This window comes from Sphingomonas sp. Leaf22, from assembly GCF_001421715.1.
Classification (GTDB): Bacteria; Pseudomonadota; Alphaproteobacteria; order Sphingomonadales; family Sphingomonadaceae; genus Sphingomonas.
In genome coordinates this window covers 49,849-64,028 of sequence record NZ_LMKP01000003.1, presented here as the reverse complement: position 1 = coordinate 64,028, position 14,180 = coordinate 49,849, and the positions used below count along the sequence as shown (strand labels likewise).

Annotated in this window: 17 protein-coding genes; 7 read left to right on the top strand and 10 right to left on the bottom strand. The window is 65.7% G+C overall.

All coding sequences use genetic code 11. The annotated features are described in order from the left end of the window. Positions 1-36 precede the first annotated feature (36 nt). Positions 37-420 (top strand): DUF305 domain-containing protein, encoded by a 384-nt coding sequence (locus ASE70_RS02880; RefSeq protein ID WP_055818800.1) that lies wholly within the window; start codon positions 37-39, stop codon positions 418-420. Positions 421-479: 59 nt separating this feature from the next. Next, complete coding sequence (locus ASE70_RS02875; RefSeq protein ID WP_055819568.1) at positions 480-911, top strand: DUF411 domain-containing protein; 432 nt, start codon at positions 480-482, stop codon at positions 909-911. Between the two features lie 36 nt (positions 912-947). Here ASE70_RS02875 and ASE70_RS02870 read toward each other — a convergent pair whose 3' ends face one another. Further along, the gene (locus tag ASE70_RS02870; protein ID WP_055818803.1) at positions 948-1,151 is read right to left on the bottom strand and encodes a hypothetical protein; all 204 of its coding nucleotides are present in this window, start codon (positions 1,149-1,151) and stop codon (positions 948-950) included. Positions 1,152-1,576: 425 nt separating this feature from the next. Then, positions 1,577-2,344: a MauE/DoxX family redox-associated membrane protein gene (locus ASE70_RS02865; RefSeq protein WP_055818807.1), complete on the bottom strand. Its 768-nt coding sequence runs from the start codon at positions 2,342-2,344 to the stop codon at positions 1,577-1,579. Between the two features lie 63 nt (positions 2,345-2,407). On the opposite strand from ASE70_RS02865, the gene ASE70_RS02860 reads away from it, so the two are divergent. Continuing rightward, positions 2,408-2,815: a MerR family transcriptional regulator gene (locus ASE70_RS02860; protein WP_056399364.1), complete on the top strand. Its 408-nt coding sequence runs from the start codon at positions 2,408-2,410 to the stop codon at positions 2,813-2,815. A gap of 214 nt (positions 2,816-3,029) precedes the next feature. Here ASE70_RS02860 and ASE70_RS02855 read toward each other — a convergent pair whose 3' ends face one another. Beyond that, on the bottom strand, positions 3,030-3,641 hold the full coding sequence (locus ASE70_RS02855; protein ID WP_056399361.1) for a cation diffusion facilitator family transporter: 612 nt from the start codon (positions 3,639-3,641) through the stop codon (positions 3,030-3,032). Continuing rightward, positions 3,638-4,072, bottom strand: a complete 435-nt coding sequence (locus ASE70_RS02850) for a MerR family transcriptional regulator (RefSeq protein WP_055818817.1) — start codon at positions 4,070-4,072, stop codon at positions 3,638-3,640. The genes ASE70_RS02855 and ASE70_RS02850 overlap by 4 nt, the downstream gene beginning before the upstream one ends. A gap of 120 nt (positions 4,073-4,192) precedes the next feature. On the opposite strand from ASE70_RS02850, the gene ASE70_RS02845 reads away from it, so the two are divergent. Further along, complete coding sequence (locus tag ASE70_RS02845; protein ID WP_055818822.1) at positions 4,193-6,199, top strand: TonB-dependent receptor plug domain-containing protein; 2,007 nt, start codon at positions 4,193-4,195, stop codon at positions 6,197-6,199. A 225-nt stretch (positions 6,200-6,424) separates the two neighbouring features. Further along, positions 6,425-7,057: a tyrosine-type recombinase/integrase gene (locus ASE70_RS02840; RefSeq protein WP_056399358.1), complete on the top strand. Its 633-nt coding sequence runs from the start codon at positions 6,425-6,427 to the stop codon at positions 7,055-7,057. 229 nt (positions 7,058-7,286) lie between these two features. Here ASE70_RS02840 and ASE70_RS02835 read toward each other — a convergent pair whose 3' ends face one another. The 4 genes from ASE70_RS02835 to ASE70_RS02820 form a co-directional block, all read right to left on the bottom strand. Continuing rightward, positions 7,287-7,769, bottom strand: a complete 483-nt coding sequence (locus tag ASE70_RS02835; protein WP_055998767.1) for a c-type cytochrome — start codon at positions 7,767-7,769, stop codon at positions 7,287-7,289. Positions 7,770-7,783: 14 nt separating this feature from the next. Beyond that, the gene (locus ASE70_RS02830; RefSeq protein WP_056399355.1) at positions 7,784-9,019 is read right to left on the bottom strand and encodes a molybdopterin-dependent oxidoreductase; all 1,236 of its coding nucleotides are present in this window, start codon (positions 9,017-9,019) and stop codon (positions 7,784-7,786) included. 89 nt (positions 9,020-9,108) lie between these two features. Beyond that, positions 9,109-10,260, bottom strand: a complete 1,152-nt coding sequence (locus tag ASE70_RS02825) for a TDT family transporter (RefSeq protein ID WP_055982116.1) — start codon at positions 10,258-10,260, stop codon at positions 9,109-9,111. Further along, on the bottom strand, positions 10,257-11,129 hold the full coding sequence (locus tag ASE70_RS02820; protein ID WP_055982119.1) for a LysR family transcriptional regulator: 873 nt from the start codon (positions 11,127-11,129) through the stop codon (positions 10,257-10,259). Before ASE70_RS02820 ends, ASE70_RS02825 begins: the two co-directional genes overlap by 4 nt. Positions 11,130-11,275: 146 nt before the next feature. On the opposite strand from ASE70_RS02820, the gene ASE70_RS02815 reads away from it, so the two are divergent. Both ASE70_RS02815 and ASE70_RS02810 read left to right on the top strand, forming a co-directional pair. Next, on the top strand, positions 11,276-12,343 hold the full coding sequence (locus tag ASE70_RS02815) for a sulfite oxidase (RefSeq protein ID WP_055998759.1): 1,068 nt from the start codon (positions 11,276-11,278) through the stop codon (positions 12,341-12,343). Beyond that, a complete protein-coding gene (locus tag ASE70_RS02810) occupies positions 12,340-12,852 on the top strand; it encodes an MgtC/SapB family protein (protein ID WP_055998757.1) in 513 nt (170 codons plus the stop codon). The genes ASE70_RS02815 and ASE70_RS02810 overlap by 4 nt, the downstream gene beginning before the upstream one ends. Before the next feature lie 51 nt (positions 12,853-12,903). On the opposite strand, the gene ASE70_RS02805 is transcribed toward ASE70_RS02810, so the two are convergent. Both ASE70_RS02805 and ASE70_RS02800 read right to left on the bottom strand, forming a co-directional pair. Further along, positions 12,904-13,674: an anti-sigma factor family protein gene (locus ASE70_RS02805; RefSeq protein ID WP_055998755.1), complete on the bottom strand. Its 771-nt coding sequence runs from the start codon at positions 13,672-13,674 to the stop codon at positions 12,904-12,906. Continuing rightward, positions 13,671-14,180 (bottom strand): RNA polymerase sigma factor, encoded by a 510-nt coding sequence (locus tag ASE70_RS02800; RefSeq protein WP_055998753.1) that lies wholly within the window; start codon positions 14,178-14,180, stop codon positions 13,671-13,673. The genes ASE70_RS02805 and ASE70_RS02800 overlap by 4 nt, the downstream gene beginning before the upstream one ends.

Here is a 14,180-nt window from a genome sequence, read left to right as displayed (position 1 = left end):
TGAGAGGCATTTAACACCTCGCACCCCAGGAGATTGATGATGAAACTCGCACCCCTTTTCCTCGTCGCCGCGCTGGCGACCCCGGCTCTTGCACAGCAGGCGAACCACCAGGGCATGAACCACGGCAACATGGCCGGCATGAACCATGCGATGCCAGCGACCGCAGCCAACCCCTACGGTCCGGCCGAGATGAAAATGCACGAGAAGATGATGGCGGCGATGGGGGCCGACGCCGGCGAAACGTGGACGCGCAAGATGATCGAGCATCATCGTGGCGCGGTGGAAATGTCGCAGATCGCGCTTCGTAGCACACAGAATGCCGAGGTTCGCCGCGAGGCGCAGAAGGCCATCGCCAGCCAGAATCGCGAGATCGCCATGTTGAACGCTATGCTTCGCAAGATGGGCAAGCCCGCTCAATAAATGCATGGCCCCGCTCCCAACCGGGCGGGGCCGCCAACCAGGCATCGACCATGACCAATATGCGCTACCTGTTTGCCGCCCTCGCGCTGGGCGTCCCCTCCGTCGCCGTCGCGGCCGATGCGATCCTCGTGCATCGCGACCCCGGATGCGGGTGTTGCGGCGAATGGGCGAAGATCGTGAAGGCGCAGTTCGGCCGCACGGTGCGGATTGTTGACGATGCGAACCGTCCCGCAATGATGAAGGCACGCAGCGTCCCCGCCGACCTTGCATCCTGTCACACCGCGATAATCGACGGGATGACCTTCGAGGGTCATGTCCCGATCGCCGATATGAAGCGCGCGCTCGCGCAGCGTCCAAAGGGTGTCAGCGGTCTAGCGGTCGCCGGAATGCCGCTTGGATCACCCGGAATGGAAGTGCCGGGACGAGCGGCGCAGTCTTTCGAGGTCGTCGCGTTCGGGCCGAACGGGCGCAGGGTTTTCGCGCGCCATTGAGACGAAGGGGAGGCGCGAACGCCTCCCCCCGCCGACTTACTTCTTGGGCGCGCCCGGCATGTCGTGGCCGGCGTGGTCGCCGCCCTTCTTCATGTCCGCGCAGCAGTCCCCTTTGCCGTCCTTGCAGCAGTCCGCCCCCTCCTTGCAGCACGCCATGTCGGCGCAGCAGGAGCCGGCCGCGAACGCCGCGGTTGGGAGGGCGAGCGCCAGTGCGGCACCGATCAGTTTCAGCTTGGTCATCAGAAAATCTCCATCGATCAAATATGTGAGGTTGTTGAAGCGTCACACGGTTCGAGGAGGCGGTGTCGCCGGCGGGATCGGAGAACCGGCCAGCCCGGTCAGTAGAGCAGGCCAAGGCGCGACCGGATGGTTGGCGATCGGCTCGACCCGCACCAGGGCTTCGCCGGGAACGGCCGTGCAAGGCGTGGCGCAGCTCGATAGCGGAGCCTTTTTAACGGGCGCTGGCGTGCCATCGCCATCGCACCCGACCATCGCCGACGCGATCGGTGCGGCTTGCGCCGCCGTTTCGCAAAACGGGCCGAGACGCACTAGCAGCAGCGCCGCGAGCACGACCAGGACGGTCGCGCGAAGCGCTCGGGCTAAGGCTGGTGCTCCCTTCGTCATCCCGGCTATCGGCACTCTCTCCGATCCAATGTCAACGAGCGTCAGTGCGCCCCGGCGATGCCGATCGCGGCGGCGGCCATCCACAGCGCCATCGCCACCATCATCACGTTTTCGGTGAGCGAGATGAAGCCTAGGGGCACGTTGCTGTCCCCGCCCACGCACGCGCACTTCAGCTCACGCTTGTCGATATAGACGGCCTTGAACACCGACACCGCCCCGATCGAGCCGATGAACAGCGCGACCGGCACCGACAGCCAGGTAAGCGCGCCCGCGATCATCAGCACGCCCGCTCCGCCTTCCGCGAACGGGTAGATATAGGAGTAGGGCACCCAGCGCTTGGCGAGCAGATCGTAGTTGAGGAACATGCTCGAAAAGCTCTCGATGTTCTGGAGCTTGAGCAGCGCCAGCACACACATCGAGAAGGCGATGAACCATTCGATCGCGCGAATTGTGAACGGCGTGCCCAGCACCGCGTAGCTGGCGGCGAGCGCCATCAGCGCCGTCATCGTGAACAGCGCGATCACCGGTCGATAGGTAAGCGCCTTGGGGTCGCGGACGGTCTTGCCGAAAAAGCGGCGCAGATCGTCATAGCCGCCTACCCGCTCGCCACCGATGAAGGTTTGCGGCGTGGTCTTGACCCCGTGCTTTGCTTTGAAGGCATCCGTTTCGTCGCGCGTCGTCAGCCAGTGGTCATCGACCGCATAGCCTTGGCGACGCAGAAGGTCTTTCGCCTTCAGTCCATAGGGGCAGGTGTGTTCAGACATCACCATCCGGTAGATCGTCGCCTGTTTGACGGGGGCGGTCGCCATGTCGCTTCTCCAGCTTGCTCGCCCCACCTATATAGGGTCCGTACCATAGTCCGGAGTCAAGACATGGCGAGCATCACGATTGCGGGGCTGGCGCGAGAGGGCGGCGTGGGCGTCGAGACGGTACGTTACTACCAGCGCCGCGGCTTGCTCGACACGCCCGACCGGCCGAACGGGGCCGGGATCGCGGGTGGCGTCCGGCGCTATGGGGTGCAGGACGTGCGCCGGCTCCGCTTCATTCGATCAGCTCAGGCAGCCGGATTCACGCTTGAACAGATCGGCGAGCTGCTAGCGCTGGACGCGACCGACGATCGCGCCCGCGCCCGCGAGCTTGCGACCGAACGCATTGCGGCATTGGATGAGAAGATCGTGGACCTTAAGCGGGTGCGCGCCTCGCTTCTCCGGCTCGCGCAGGAGTGCGGGTCCAGCTCGACAGGTCCATGCCCTATACTGACCGCGTTCGAGCAGGGCTGACCTTGTTGAACATAGGTGTCAAAACCGGTCGAGACTGTTGAAAAACTCGGCGAGCAGGCAGTGCGGCCACCTCGCGCGTAATATGATTGCTTGCAGGTCGCCTCTTTTGCACAAGAGGTTGCGACGGTCGGGGCGATACAAGAAGAATATTGCTCGGACCAACGCCTCTTCCGCGCCGGAGCTACTTTTTCAACAGCCTCGTTCGGTTTTGACACTACCGTTCTCGTCGCGCGTCGCGCACGATCTCCCAGGCCGATTGTAGAAATACGACCGCGATGACGCCGGCGACCACGAGGTCCGGCCAGCCACTGCCGGTCCACGCCACTAGGCCGGCCGCGACGATCACGGCCACGTTGTTGAGGGCGTCGTTGCGCGAGAATAGCCAGATGGCGCGCCCCTGAGCGTCGCCAGCTTTGCGAAACCGCGCCAGGACGAGCGCCGCGGCCACGTTGACGACCAGTGCCGCCACGCCGATGCCGCCCATGAACAACGCTTCCGGCGGTTCGGCGTCGAGCGCGCGGACGATCGCCGTTCCGATCACGCCTAGCCCGAGCGCCCCTAGGAACAGCCCCTGGACGAGCGCGACGCGCGAGCGCGCCCGCGCGCTCCATCCTAGTGCCAGCAGGCCGACGAACGTGATGGAGCCGTCGCCGAGAAAATCGAGCGAGTCCGCCTTGAGCGCCTGCGAGCCCGTCCAGAAGCCGCCGACGAGTTCGGCGAAGCCGAAGCCGACATTAAGGATGACGACGATCCATAGTGCGCGGCGGTAGGCTGGATCGACCTTGGCACGGTCCTGATCGCCCGTGCAGCCGCAATCGTCGCTCACGTCACCGCTCCGGCGGGCGCGGATCGGATTGATGCCGGGCTGAACGCTTCAAGGATGCTGCACTCGGACATGGTGCCGCCCCGGCACGAGGTCAGAAGCGCCGCCAACTCGCGCCGCAACGCGGACAGGTCTGCGATCTTGCGGTCGATCGCGGCCAGGTGCCCGGTGGCGAGTTCGTCTATCGAACCGCAGTCGCGGCCGGGATCGCTCGCCAAGTCGAGTAGGGCGCGCACTTGGTCGAGCGAGAACCCTAGGTCTCGCGCGCGCCGGATGAAGGTGAGCCGGGAAAGGTCGCGCGGCGTGTAGGAGCGATAGTTGCCCTCCGTCCGCGCGGGCGCGTCGATGAGTCCTTCCTTCTCATACCAGCGCACGGTTTCGACCTTGGTGTCGGCCGCCTTGGCGAGCTTTCCGATAGTGAGCGCCTGTTCCATGCCTTGACCCTGTAGCGGCTACAGGCTGCATATAGGTCGTTATCCCGATTCGGTCGAGCCGATGGTCGCGGCATCCGCAGCGAACAATGAGCCCGCCAGAGTGAGCAACGACGAACCTGCATGACCTTCAAGAACAACGCGCCAAGCCGACCGGCTTCAACTCACCTGTTCCTTGCCAGCGCCGCAGCGGTGCTGGCGATCGGCATCGCGAGCCCGACGCGCGCCCAGGAGACGCAGCTGGCTCAGATCGAGGCCGAAGCGCCCGAGGAGGAGGAAGGCGAGGAGATTATTGTTCAGGGGACTCGTTCCGGCCGCCGCGTGCAGGACGAGGCGATCCGGGTGGAGGTGATCGACCGGGAGGAGATCGAGGAGAAGAACCTCATGGTCCCCGGTAACATCAGCATGATCGTCGCTGAAACCGGCGGCTTGAGGGTGCAGGTCACTTCTCCCGGGCTTGGCGCGGCGAATGTCCGGGTACGGGGGCTGGAGGGTCGCTACACGCAAATCCTATCGGACGGGCTTCCGCTCTACGGCGGCCAGGCCGCCGGCATCGGCCTGTTGCAGATACCGCCGACCGACTTGGGTCAGGTGGAGGTCATTAAGGGCGCGGCGTCAGCCCTTTACGGCCCGTCCGCGCTAGGCGGCGTCATCAATCTCGTCTCGCGTCGCCCGAGTGATGAGCCGGTGGCCGAGGCGCTGTTGAACGCCACCACCCGCAACGGCCAAGACGCGACCGGCTACGCGTCAACGCCGCTGGGAGGCGGGTTCGGGGCGTCGATCACCGGCGGTGCGCATCGCCAGCGCGCCCAAGACTTGGACGGCGACGGTTGGGCGGACATGCCCGGCTTCGAGCGGTTCACGGTGCGCCCGCGCCTGTTTTTCAAAGGGGCGGACGGCACGAGTGCGCTGCTCACGATCGGCGCGATGAGGGAGAACCGCGACGGCGGCACCCTACCCGGGCGCACCGTGCCGGACGGGCGACCGTTCCAGCAGGACCAGGACAGCACGAGACTGGACGCCGGGCTTGTCGCCGAGAAGCCGATCGACGGCCTTGGCATCTTGCGGGTGCGCGCGTCCGGCGTGACGCAGGATCACCGGCACAGGTTCGGCGATGTGGTGGAGGACGACCGGCACCGCACCGCGTTCGGCGAAGCGTCGATTGGCGATCGGGCAGGGGCGACGAGCTGGGTGGCGGGCGTCGCCTTCCAGGTCGATGATTACCGCAACGAGACGTTTGCCGCGTTCGACTACACCTACACCGCGCCCGGTGTGTTCGGGCAGGTGGAGCATGACCTTCGCCCCGACGTGACGATTGCCGGCAGCGCACGGGCCGACTTCCACAGCGATTACGGCACCCGGCTTTCCCCGCGCGTGTCGCTGCTCTGGCGGCCCGACCGTTGGACGGTGCGCGCGTCAGTCGGGCGCGGCTTCTTCGCGCCTACGCCGTTCGTGGACGAGATCGAGGACGCCGGGCTGTCGCGGCTGGAGCCGCTGGCAGGTTTGAAGGCCGAGGTGGCGGACACCGCCTCGCTCGACATAGGCTATGTGCGCGGCCGGACCGAGGTGAACGCTTCGCTGTTCGCGTCGCGTGTCGACAACGCCTTGCGGCTTGACTCGACCGGGCCGGCAAGCGTCCGGCTCGTCTCCGTGAACGGCATCACGCGCACTAGCGGCGTCGAGCTGCTGGTGCGGCAGCGCTGGGATGCGTTCAGCATCACCGGCAGCTACGTCCACATCGACGCGACCGAGCCAAGCTCGGTGGGAGGACGGCAGCGGATTGAGCGCACCCCGCGCGACACCGCGGGCGTGACCGCGATATGGGAAGCGGAGGGCAAGGGCCGACTCGGCTTCGAGGCTTACTATACCGGACGGCAGCGGTTGGAGGACAATCCCTACCGCGACCGCAGCCGTCCCTATGTGGAGCTAGGCGTGTTGGGCGAGATCATCCTTGGCCGCGCCAGCCTGTTCCTCAATGCCGAAAACATCCTTGGCGTCCGACAGACCAAATACGACCCGATCCTACGTCCGACCCGGGGGTCGGATGGGCGCTGGACCGTGGACGTGTGGGCTCCGACCGAGGGATTCGTGTTGAACGGCGGCGTCCGGCTCCGCTTTGGCCGGAACTGACCCGAGCTACCGGTGTCAAAACCGGTCGGTTTTGACGCTGCAGACTCGACCACGGTATTCCGAGGGTTTGCGTGTGTCAGAACCCCGGTTCAGAATGTCAGTTTCCAAAACCGGCAACATGCCGCGGCTACGTCTGCCTTTGGGTCGGTTGCTGACAGGGCCGCCCGCAATCCCATCGGGTGACCACGTTGATTCCACGGCCAATCACGGCCGTGGAGACGAACAATGGGACATGCACAATATGATCCTGCCACGCACCGCCGCCCTGTGTGGAATGCGGGCAAGACGGTCGGCACGAAGCGACCGCTGACGCAGAAGCAAATCTGGGCGGTTCGCTTCTTCCTGGATCGGGAAGGCCGCCTCCGCGACAGAGCGCTTTTCGACCTAGCGATCGACAGCAAGTTGCGAGGCTGCGATCTCGTGAAGATCAGGATCGGCGACCTCGTCTCCGGGCCTGATATCAGAACTCGAGCGATCGTCGTGCAGCAGAAGACCGGACGCCCTGTCCAGTTCGAGCTTACGGCCGATGTCAGGGCAAGCCTCCTCGCGTGGCTCGAACGCCGCGGCGGCACTGTCCACGACTACGCTTTTCCGAGCCGCGTCGATCATGCGGGGCATCTCAGCACGAGGCAGTATGCCCGGCTCGTAGACGAGTGGGTCGATGCGGTCGGACTTCGCCGGGCCGAGTACGGGACGCACTCGCTTCGCCGCACAAAAGCATCAATGATCTACAAGGCCACCGGGAACCTTCGGGCGATCCAGATCCTGCTGGGCCACACGAAGATCGAGAACACTGTCAGGTACCTCGGCGTGGACATCGAAGATGCCCTCGTCCTGGCTGAACGGACCGAAATCTGACCCTGGGGCGGCCCATCTCAACGAGCGGTGGGTCGCTTCCATGCCAGACCGCTGCCGACCCAAAGTCGGTCGTAGCCGAGGCACGTTGCCGATCTCCGGAGCGGACATTCTGAACCACGGTTCTGACACACGCAAACCCTTGAGAGGCCGTGGTAGGTTCCACAGCGTCACAACCGACCGGTTATGACGACTTTCCCGATTGAGATGGTATTTTGGGATCATGGCTCGGTTAGCCGGTGCCACCTGAGACATCGGGAGCGACCTTGGGGTCGGGCTCCTGCGCCTTGCCGGTTGCGGGTGCCGCCTTCTGATGCGGCATGGCGGTGAGATAGGCGACGATTGCGTCGACATCCTTCTCGGCCACCGGCGCCTTGTACACCTCGCGCATCTTGGTGACGGTCGCCTTCCACTGATCCGCCGATAGCGCAGGCTGGGTCAGCGCCATACTGGCCGAGTGGCACGAGGTGCAGTTGGCGTTGATAACGTCGGCGTGCGGACCATCGGGATAGGTCGCGTCGTCGACCGGCAGGTCGACGCTGGTCGAGGCAAGCGAGAAGCCGCGGGCCGACACGCTGACGGGGGGCGCCGGTTCGGACGTCTCGGAGATCGGGGCAGACGCCTTGCGGCTGCTCGGCGCCCCTATCGAGACGAGGATGATACCGGTCAGGCCAATCAAGCCAGCGGCCATTACGCCGGGAGACGGGGTCTTCATGGATTGCTCGCTCCTCAGGCCGCAATGATGGTGGTGGTTTCGATGTTGCCGCGCATGAACCCGCCGGGGTTCCAGATCGGCTTCATCGGCTGAGCGACACCGTTGGCGTTCCAGCAGCGCACCATGATGGGGTTGGGACCGCGCCTAAGCGGCACGCGACCATCCCAGCGCCGGAAGCTATACTTGCCTTCGTCCGCTCCGAGCGTCGTCCTGTACCAAGTGCGGCCACCGTCGGATGAGACATCGACCTTGGCGACGCCGCAGTCGCCGCCCATCGCGATCCCGCCAACCGGGATGGACGCTTCATAGGCGATCGCCTGGCCATCCGGCAGGCTGGTCATCCAGCTACGCGGGATCATGCGGTTAATCGGGACGGTCGGGAAGTCTTTCTGTCCCGGCATCACGTTGGCGCCCGGCGTCGCCGGAATCTTGTAAGCCTTGGCCATCCAATATTGGTCGTCAGGGCCGGGCAGCACCTCGATCCCGTTCAGCATCTTGACCCAATAGGTCGAGTACCAGCCCGGCACGATCAACCGGCAGGGAAAGCCGTTGAGGAGCGGCAGCTGCTCGCCGTTCATGCCGAAGGCGATCATCACCTCGCCGTCGCGGGCATGGTCGAGCCCAAGCGCCTTCTCGAAGTCGGGGGCGCCAGCGACGACCGGCTGATCGAGAGCGCCGAAGCGCACCTGTACCGCGCCTGCCTTGACCCCGGCGAGATCAAGCACGTCGCGCAGGCGCACGCCGAGCCATTTGGCATTGCCCATCGCGCCGTTGCCCCATTGCGCGCCGGCGACACGCGGCTGGAACAGCCCACGGCTGTTGCCCGAACACTGGTTGACGGCGGCCATCTCGACCCGCGGCAGGCGCAGCAGTTGGGCGAGGCTGATCGACAGCGGTCTGTTGACGTGGCCGAAGACCTTGAGGCGAAAGCTCTCGACGTCGATCGAGGTCGGGATGTCGGCCCAGTGCCAGCGGACGAAGAACTGGTCGTTGGGCGTGAACACCGACTTGTCGAACACGTCCATCGGCGTCTCCAACAGCGGAGGATGGATGCGTTGGAGGATCATGCTGCCCTTGCCAGGAAAGGCGCTGGTCATCGGCCGCTCGGCATTGCCGCCAGGCAGCTTCAGGTCGACGAGCTGCTGCGCCAGCGCAGGTGCTGCGGCAAGGCCGGCGGTGCCGAGCGCCGTACGCCTGAGAAAGCGGCGACGGCTGGTTTCAATCGCCAGCGCGGCGTCAAAATTGTCCATGAAAAGGCTCTCCTGTGGCCAGCCACGCTGGCGGATCGAAGGGGCGTTCTGCAAGTGATCGGACCGACTGATCCGATCATCAGGGTGGATCAGTTCGGGGTAGCGATGCAGGGCGAGACGAACAGGTTGCCGCGCCATGCTCCGGCGAGCGTCTTGGCACCGACCAGCAGCCACATCGCCGCGAGCGCGATCGTCAGCACCGTGCCGACGATACCGAAGAAACCGAGGTTCAGCGTCGTGCCGAGCCGGAAAGTGGCGACGGTGTAGACGCCGAGCGGGAAGGTATAGCCCCACCAGCCCAGGTTGAACGGCACGCCGGCGCGCCAGTAGCGGATGGTGATGAGCGTCGCGAGCGCCAGCCACCACAGGCCGAAACCCCACAGGCAGAGCCCGGCGACGACGCCGATCCCTTGCGCGACGGTACCGACACCGACCAGCCCGTGCGCCGCGAGGATCGCCGGCGCATCCGCACCAAGCACCAGCATACCCAGCGCCCCGGTGCCGATCGGCCCCAGCGCGAGCCAGGAGGATGCCGCCATGCTCTCGTGCGGGAGCTTGTGGAGCGCCATGCGCAGGATCAGAATAGCGAGGATGCCAAACGCGACCGGCACCGAATAGGCCCACAGCACATACGAGGTCGCGAGCGTCACGATCTGCGCGTGGGGATCGGTCAGATGCGGAGCGAGCAGCCCGCCGCTGGCACCCGCCACTTCCGCTGCGACGACCGGCAGCAGCCATACCGCGGTCATGCCGTCCAGGCTGTGCTCGTGGCGGGTAAACATCAGGTAGGGGATCAACACGCCGCAGGCGAGCGACATGGCGACGTCGATCCACCACAGGACGTGTGCGACCGGCACGATGCCGTTACCGAATCGCGCGATCCCGAAGGCGAGACATCCGTTGATGATCGTCGCCAGGCCCATCGGGATGGTCCCGATGAACATCGACACGGTGTTGTGGCCGAAGATGCGCCGTGCCTCATGCCCGAACATCGCCCAGCGCGCGCCATAGAGACCGGCGAACAGGATGAAGAGCGCGATGTTGAAGAACCACAACACCTCGCCAATCGGTTTGAGCGCGGGGCCGATGCCGGGCACCTGCGGCAGCGCGAGAGCGAGGATGCCGGTGCCCATGGTCGCGGCAAACCAGTTGGGTGTGAACTGGCGGATCATCTCGCGCGGGTGATCGAGCCTGCTTAGCGGCTTGAGGCCGGTCAGGGCCGAAGGTGCGTCGGCAGTCATGCGACCTGCTCCTTGATGAGGTCCGTCAGCGCGTCGGCCGCGCGGGTGCGATAGCGTTCCTTGTGGCGCAGCGCGTGGAAGGCGCGATCGGGTAACTCAAGCGCCAGCTCGACCAGATCGCCGGCCTTGAGCGCGCGTGCGACGACCAATCGCGACAACACAGCGACGCCGGCACCGGCCTCGACCGCGGTACGCACCGCCTCGTTGGACGGCAGCGTCATCGCTACCGTCAGCTGGGCCGGATCAAACCCGCGCGTTCGCAGCACGTCCTCGAAGGTCGAGCGCGTGCCCGAACCCTGCTCGCGGACGATCCAGCGTGCAGCGCGAAGCCAGTCCTCGTCGACACGCTCGGCGTCCCTGCGTCCGACCAGCACCATCGGATCGCGTCCGACTTCCCAATGCGCCAGCGCTGGTTCGTCCACTTCGCCTTCAACGAAACCGAGTTCCGCCGCTCCGCTAAGGACCTGCGCTGCCGCGCCTTCGGTGTTGTCGATCGCCAGCTCGACCGCGATCTGCGGGTGGCGCTCGTGGAAGGCGGCAAGCCTTGCGGGCAACCAGTAGCTTGCGATCGTCTGGCTGGCGACGATCCGCAACGAACCACGGGCAAGCCCGGCATAGTCCGCCAGCATCGTCTCGGCATGCGCTGCCCGCCCCAGCACCGCGCGCGCTTCCTCCAGAAAGCCGCGGCCCGCTTCGGTCAGCTGGATGCCACGCCCGACGCGGTGAAACAGAGGAACCCCGTAGCGCGCTTCGAGGGCCGCGACCGCGCCGGAGGCAGCGGACTGCGTGACGTTCAGCACCTCTGCTGCCTTGGTGACGTGTTCGCGCTCGGCGACACCGACGAAGATTCTGAGCTGCTCCAGGGTCATGCAGCTTGTATCGCGGAAACTGATCGATACGACCAACCGTTTGATCTGTTTATTTCAATCTGGATATCGGAACGATCGGTAATCCTTCGTCTGCGATAGTCTTGAAGACTTGAAGCGATCCGCGCGCTTGCGGCGTTGGTTCGTCCATGACTGATATGATCGAGCGCAAATCCGAGCCCTACAACGCCGAGCCGACGCCCGGCGCGCTGATCGAGCGGTTCCTGACGCCGCAGGCGCTGTTCTACGTGCGCAGCCATGGTGCGGTGCCTGATCTGCCTGCCGATCACCGGATCGAGGTCAGCGGGATGAGCATGGAAAGACGCTCCTTCTCGGTGGAGGAATTGAAGAGCGCGTTGGCCACGCGGACGGTGACGGCAGTTCTCCAGTGCGCCGGCAACCGGCGCACGGATCTTCAGCAGGTCGCAAAAACGTCCGGCGACCCGTGGGACGTGGGCGCGATCGGCAATGCGGAGTGGACCGGCGTACGACTGTCCGACGTACTGGATGCCGTCGGTGCGCCGGATGCGTCCGACCTGTTTGTGGCGTTCACCGGCGCGGACGAGGTGGACGTCGAAGGCGAGGAAGCATCGTTCGGGGTCTCGATCGCCATGGACAAGGCGCGGCAACCCGACGTCCTCATTGCCTGGGCGATGAACGGCGAGCCGCTGACGCCCGAACACGGCGCACCGCTCCGCATGGTGGTGCCGGGCTATGCCGGGGTGCGGAGCGCCAAATGGCTGACACGGATCGAGGTGCGTGACACGCCATCCGACGCACCGATCCAGGCGCACGACTACAAGCTCTTTCCTGCCGATGTGACGAGCGACACCGCCGACTGGAGCCAGGGTCTGACCATCAATGCCATGCCGCTCAACGCCGCGATCTGCGCGCCCGGCTCTGGCGAAGCCCTGCCGGCCGGGGAGGTGCGGATCGAGGGCTATGCCATCGCCTATGATCGCCGCGTCTCTCGGGTCGAAGTGTCGGTGACCGGTGGTCGCGACTGGCAACAGGCGACGTTCGCCGATGATCCGGAGACGCACTGGGGTTGGCGGCGCTGGACCCTTGACGCCACGCTCGCCAAGGGGCGCCAGCACCTTGTCGTGCGCGCCTTTGACGGGGCTGGACAGGGACAGCCCGAACGGCCGGACACGATGTGGAACTTCGCCGGCTATCTGTGCACCGCCTGGCATCACGTCCACGTGCTGGTCGAATGATCGAAGCGTTAGCGGCATCGGACATCGGCTTCTGGATCGATGCGATCGGCCGGCTGGTGATTGCGACCGCGGCCGGGATGGTGCTCGGCTGGGAACGCTCGCGCGAGAACCGGCAGATCATGGGCTTGCGGACGCTGGGTCTGGTCGGCCTGGCGAGCTGCATCGCCGTGCAGGCGATCGTGCACAGTGGCTTGCCGAATGTGAACGCCGATGCCGCAGGACGGGCGATGCAGGGCATTCTGTCCGGCGTCGGCTTCATCGGTGCCGGCGCTGTGCTGCGGGTCGGCCAGGGTCAGGAAGTGCATGGGCTGGCGACCGCCGCGTGCATCTGGGTGACAGCCACGATCGGCGCGGCAGCAGGGTTGGCGGTGTGGCCGCTCATCATCGGCGGGTTGAGCCTTGCGATGCTCGTACTGTTCGTCGGCGCTCCGCTCGAACGTCGCATTCGCGAGCGGGCCAGGCTGACTCCGGCAGAGGCCGACCGGAAGGATGCCGAGCGCAAGCCGTGATCCCGCTGGTCCGCCCAGTGCCTGTCGGCGCTGAGAACCGGCCAGGCGCTATCAGGACACAAGCGCCGCATCGGCCTGGCGCCGGACCTCGTTGGCGATCGGATGCAGCTCGGCAGCGGGGCGCTCCCCCACCACACTATAGCCGATCCCGTCGACCGCCCATGTGACCCGGCCCATGGTCCCGCTGGACGTGCTGGTCATGCTTGCGCTCTTGTCGATTTGCATGGGCCTCGTCAGCACCGCGAGCTTCGACGCTTGCGGTCCATCATAAAGGAGCAGCGCCGCAGGGCCGTGGGGCGTCGCGACCAATCGCCCCCCGCCATAGCGGTAACCCGCTGTGCTGAGGTCCGGGATGGTCACGCGCTCACCCAATCGAGCGGAGGTCCATCGGATCAGCATGGCGCGCTGGTCGGGGCCGATCTCCGCTGGTCGTATCCGGTCGGCGGCATAGACACGGAAATTGTCACTCGCCTCGTTGGCCAGCGCCGCGATACCCGCGCGGGGTTCGCCACTCCAACGCGCGCTCGACCAGCCCCCGCCAAACCCGACCGTCAACAGAAGCGACGCGGCGATGGCGAGTTGCCAACGCGGTTGGCGTTGCCGTCCCCTGATGGCTGCAACGCGCATCGTCGCCGGGATAGGTTCATCCGCGATCGGGGCGAACAGGGATGCAAGGGCTCGCGCCTGCTCCGCCTGCTCCCGCAAACGGGCATGCATGTCCGGCTGGCCTTCAAGGTAGGCGTCGACCAGACGCTGCCGCTCGGGCGACAGCCTTCCATCGATCCACGCGGCCAGATCGTCTTCTCCGATCGGGCTGGTCATCGCACACTCCTCAATCGCGGCCGTTCACCCTCTCGGATGAGTGTCGCCAGACGGTCGCGCCCCCGCGATATTCGCGACATCACCGTTCCCAGCGGCACTCCTACGACGGCAGCGACTTCCCCATATGACAGACCTTCGACCGAGATGAGCAGCAGCACCGTCCGCTGCTCCTCGGGCAACGCATCAAGGGCGCGCAACAGGTCGCGGTGGTGCAGACCCGTGTCCTGATCGGCCGGGCGGCCGAGCGCAGCGTCGTCTACGAGGTGGAGCGGAACCGCCGTACCTCGCCGGATATGCTGCCGCCTTTGATCGATCAACAGGTTGTGCAGGATCGCATAAAGCCAGGGGCGAACCTCCGTGCCACGCCGCTGCCGCCAGCGCCCGACCGCGCGCTCAAGGCAATCCTGCACCACGTCATCCGCCATCGCCTGATCGCGCAACCACGACCGGGCATAGCGACGCAGACCAGGGATCAGTGATTCGATCGCGGCGGCAAGCGGGTCCAT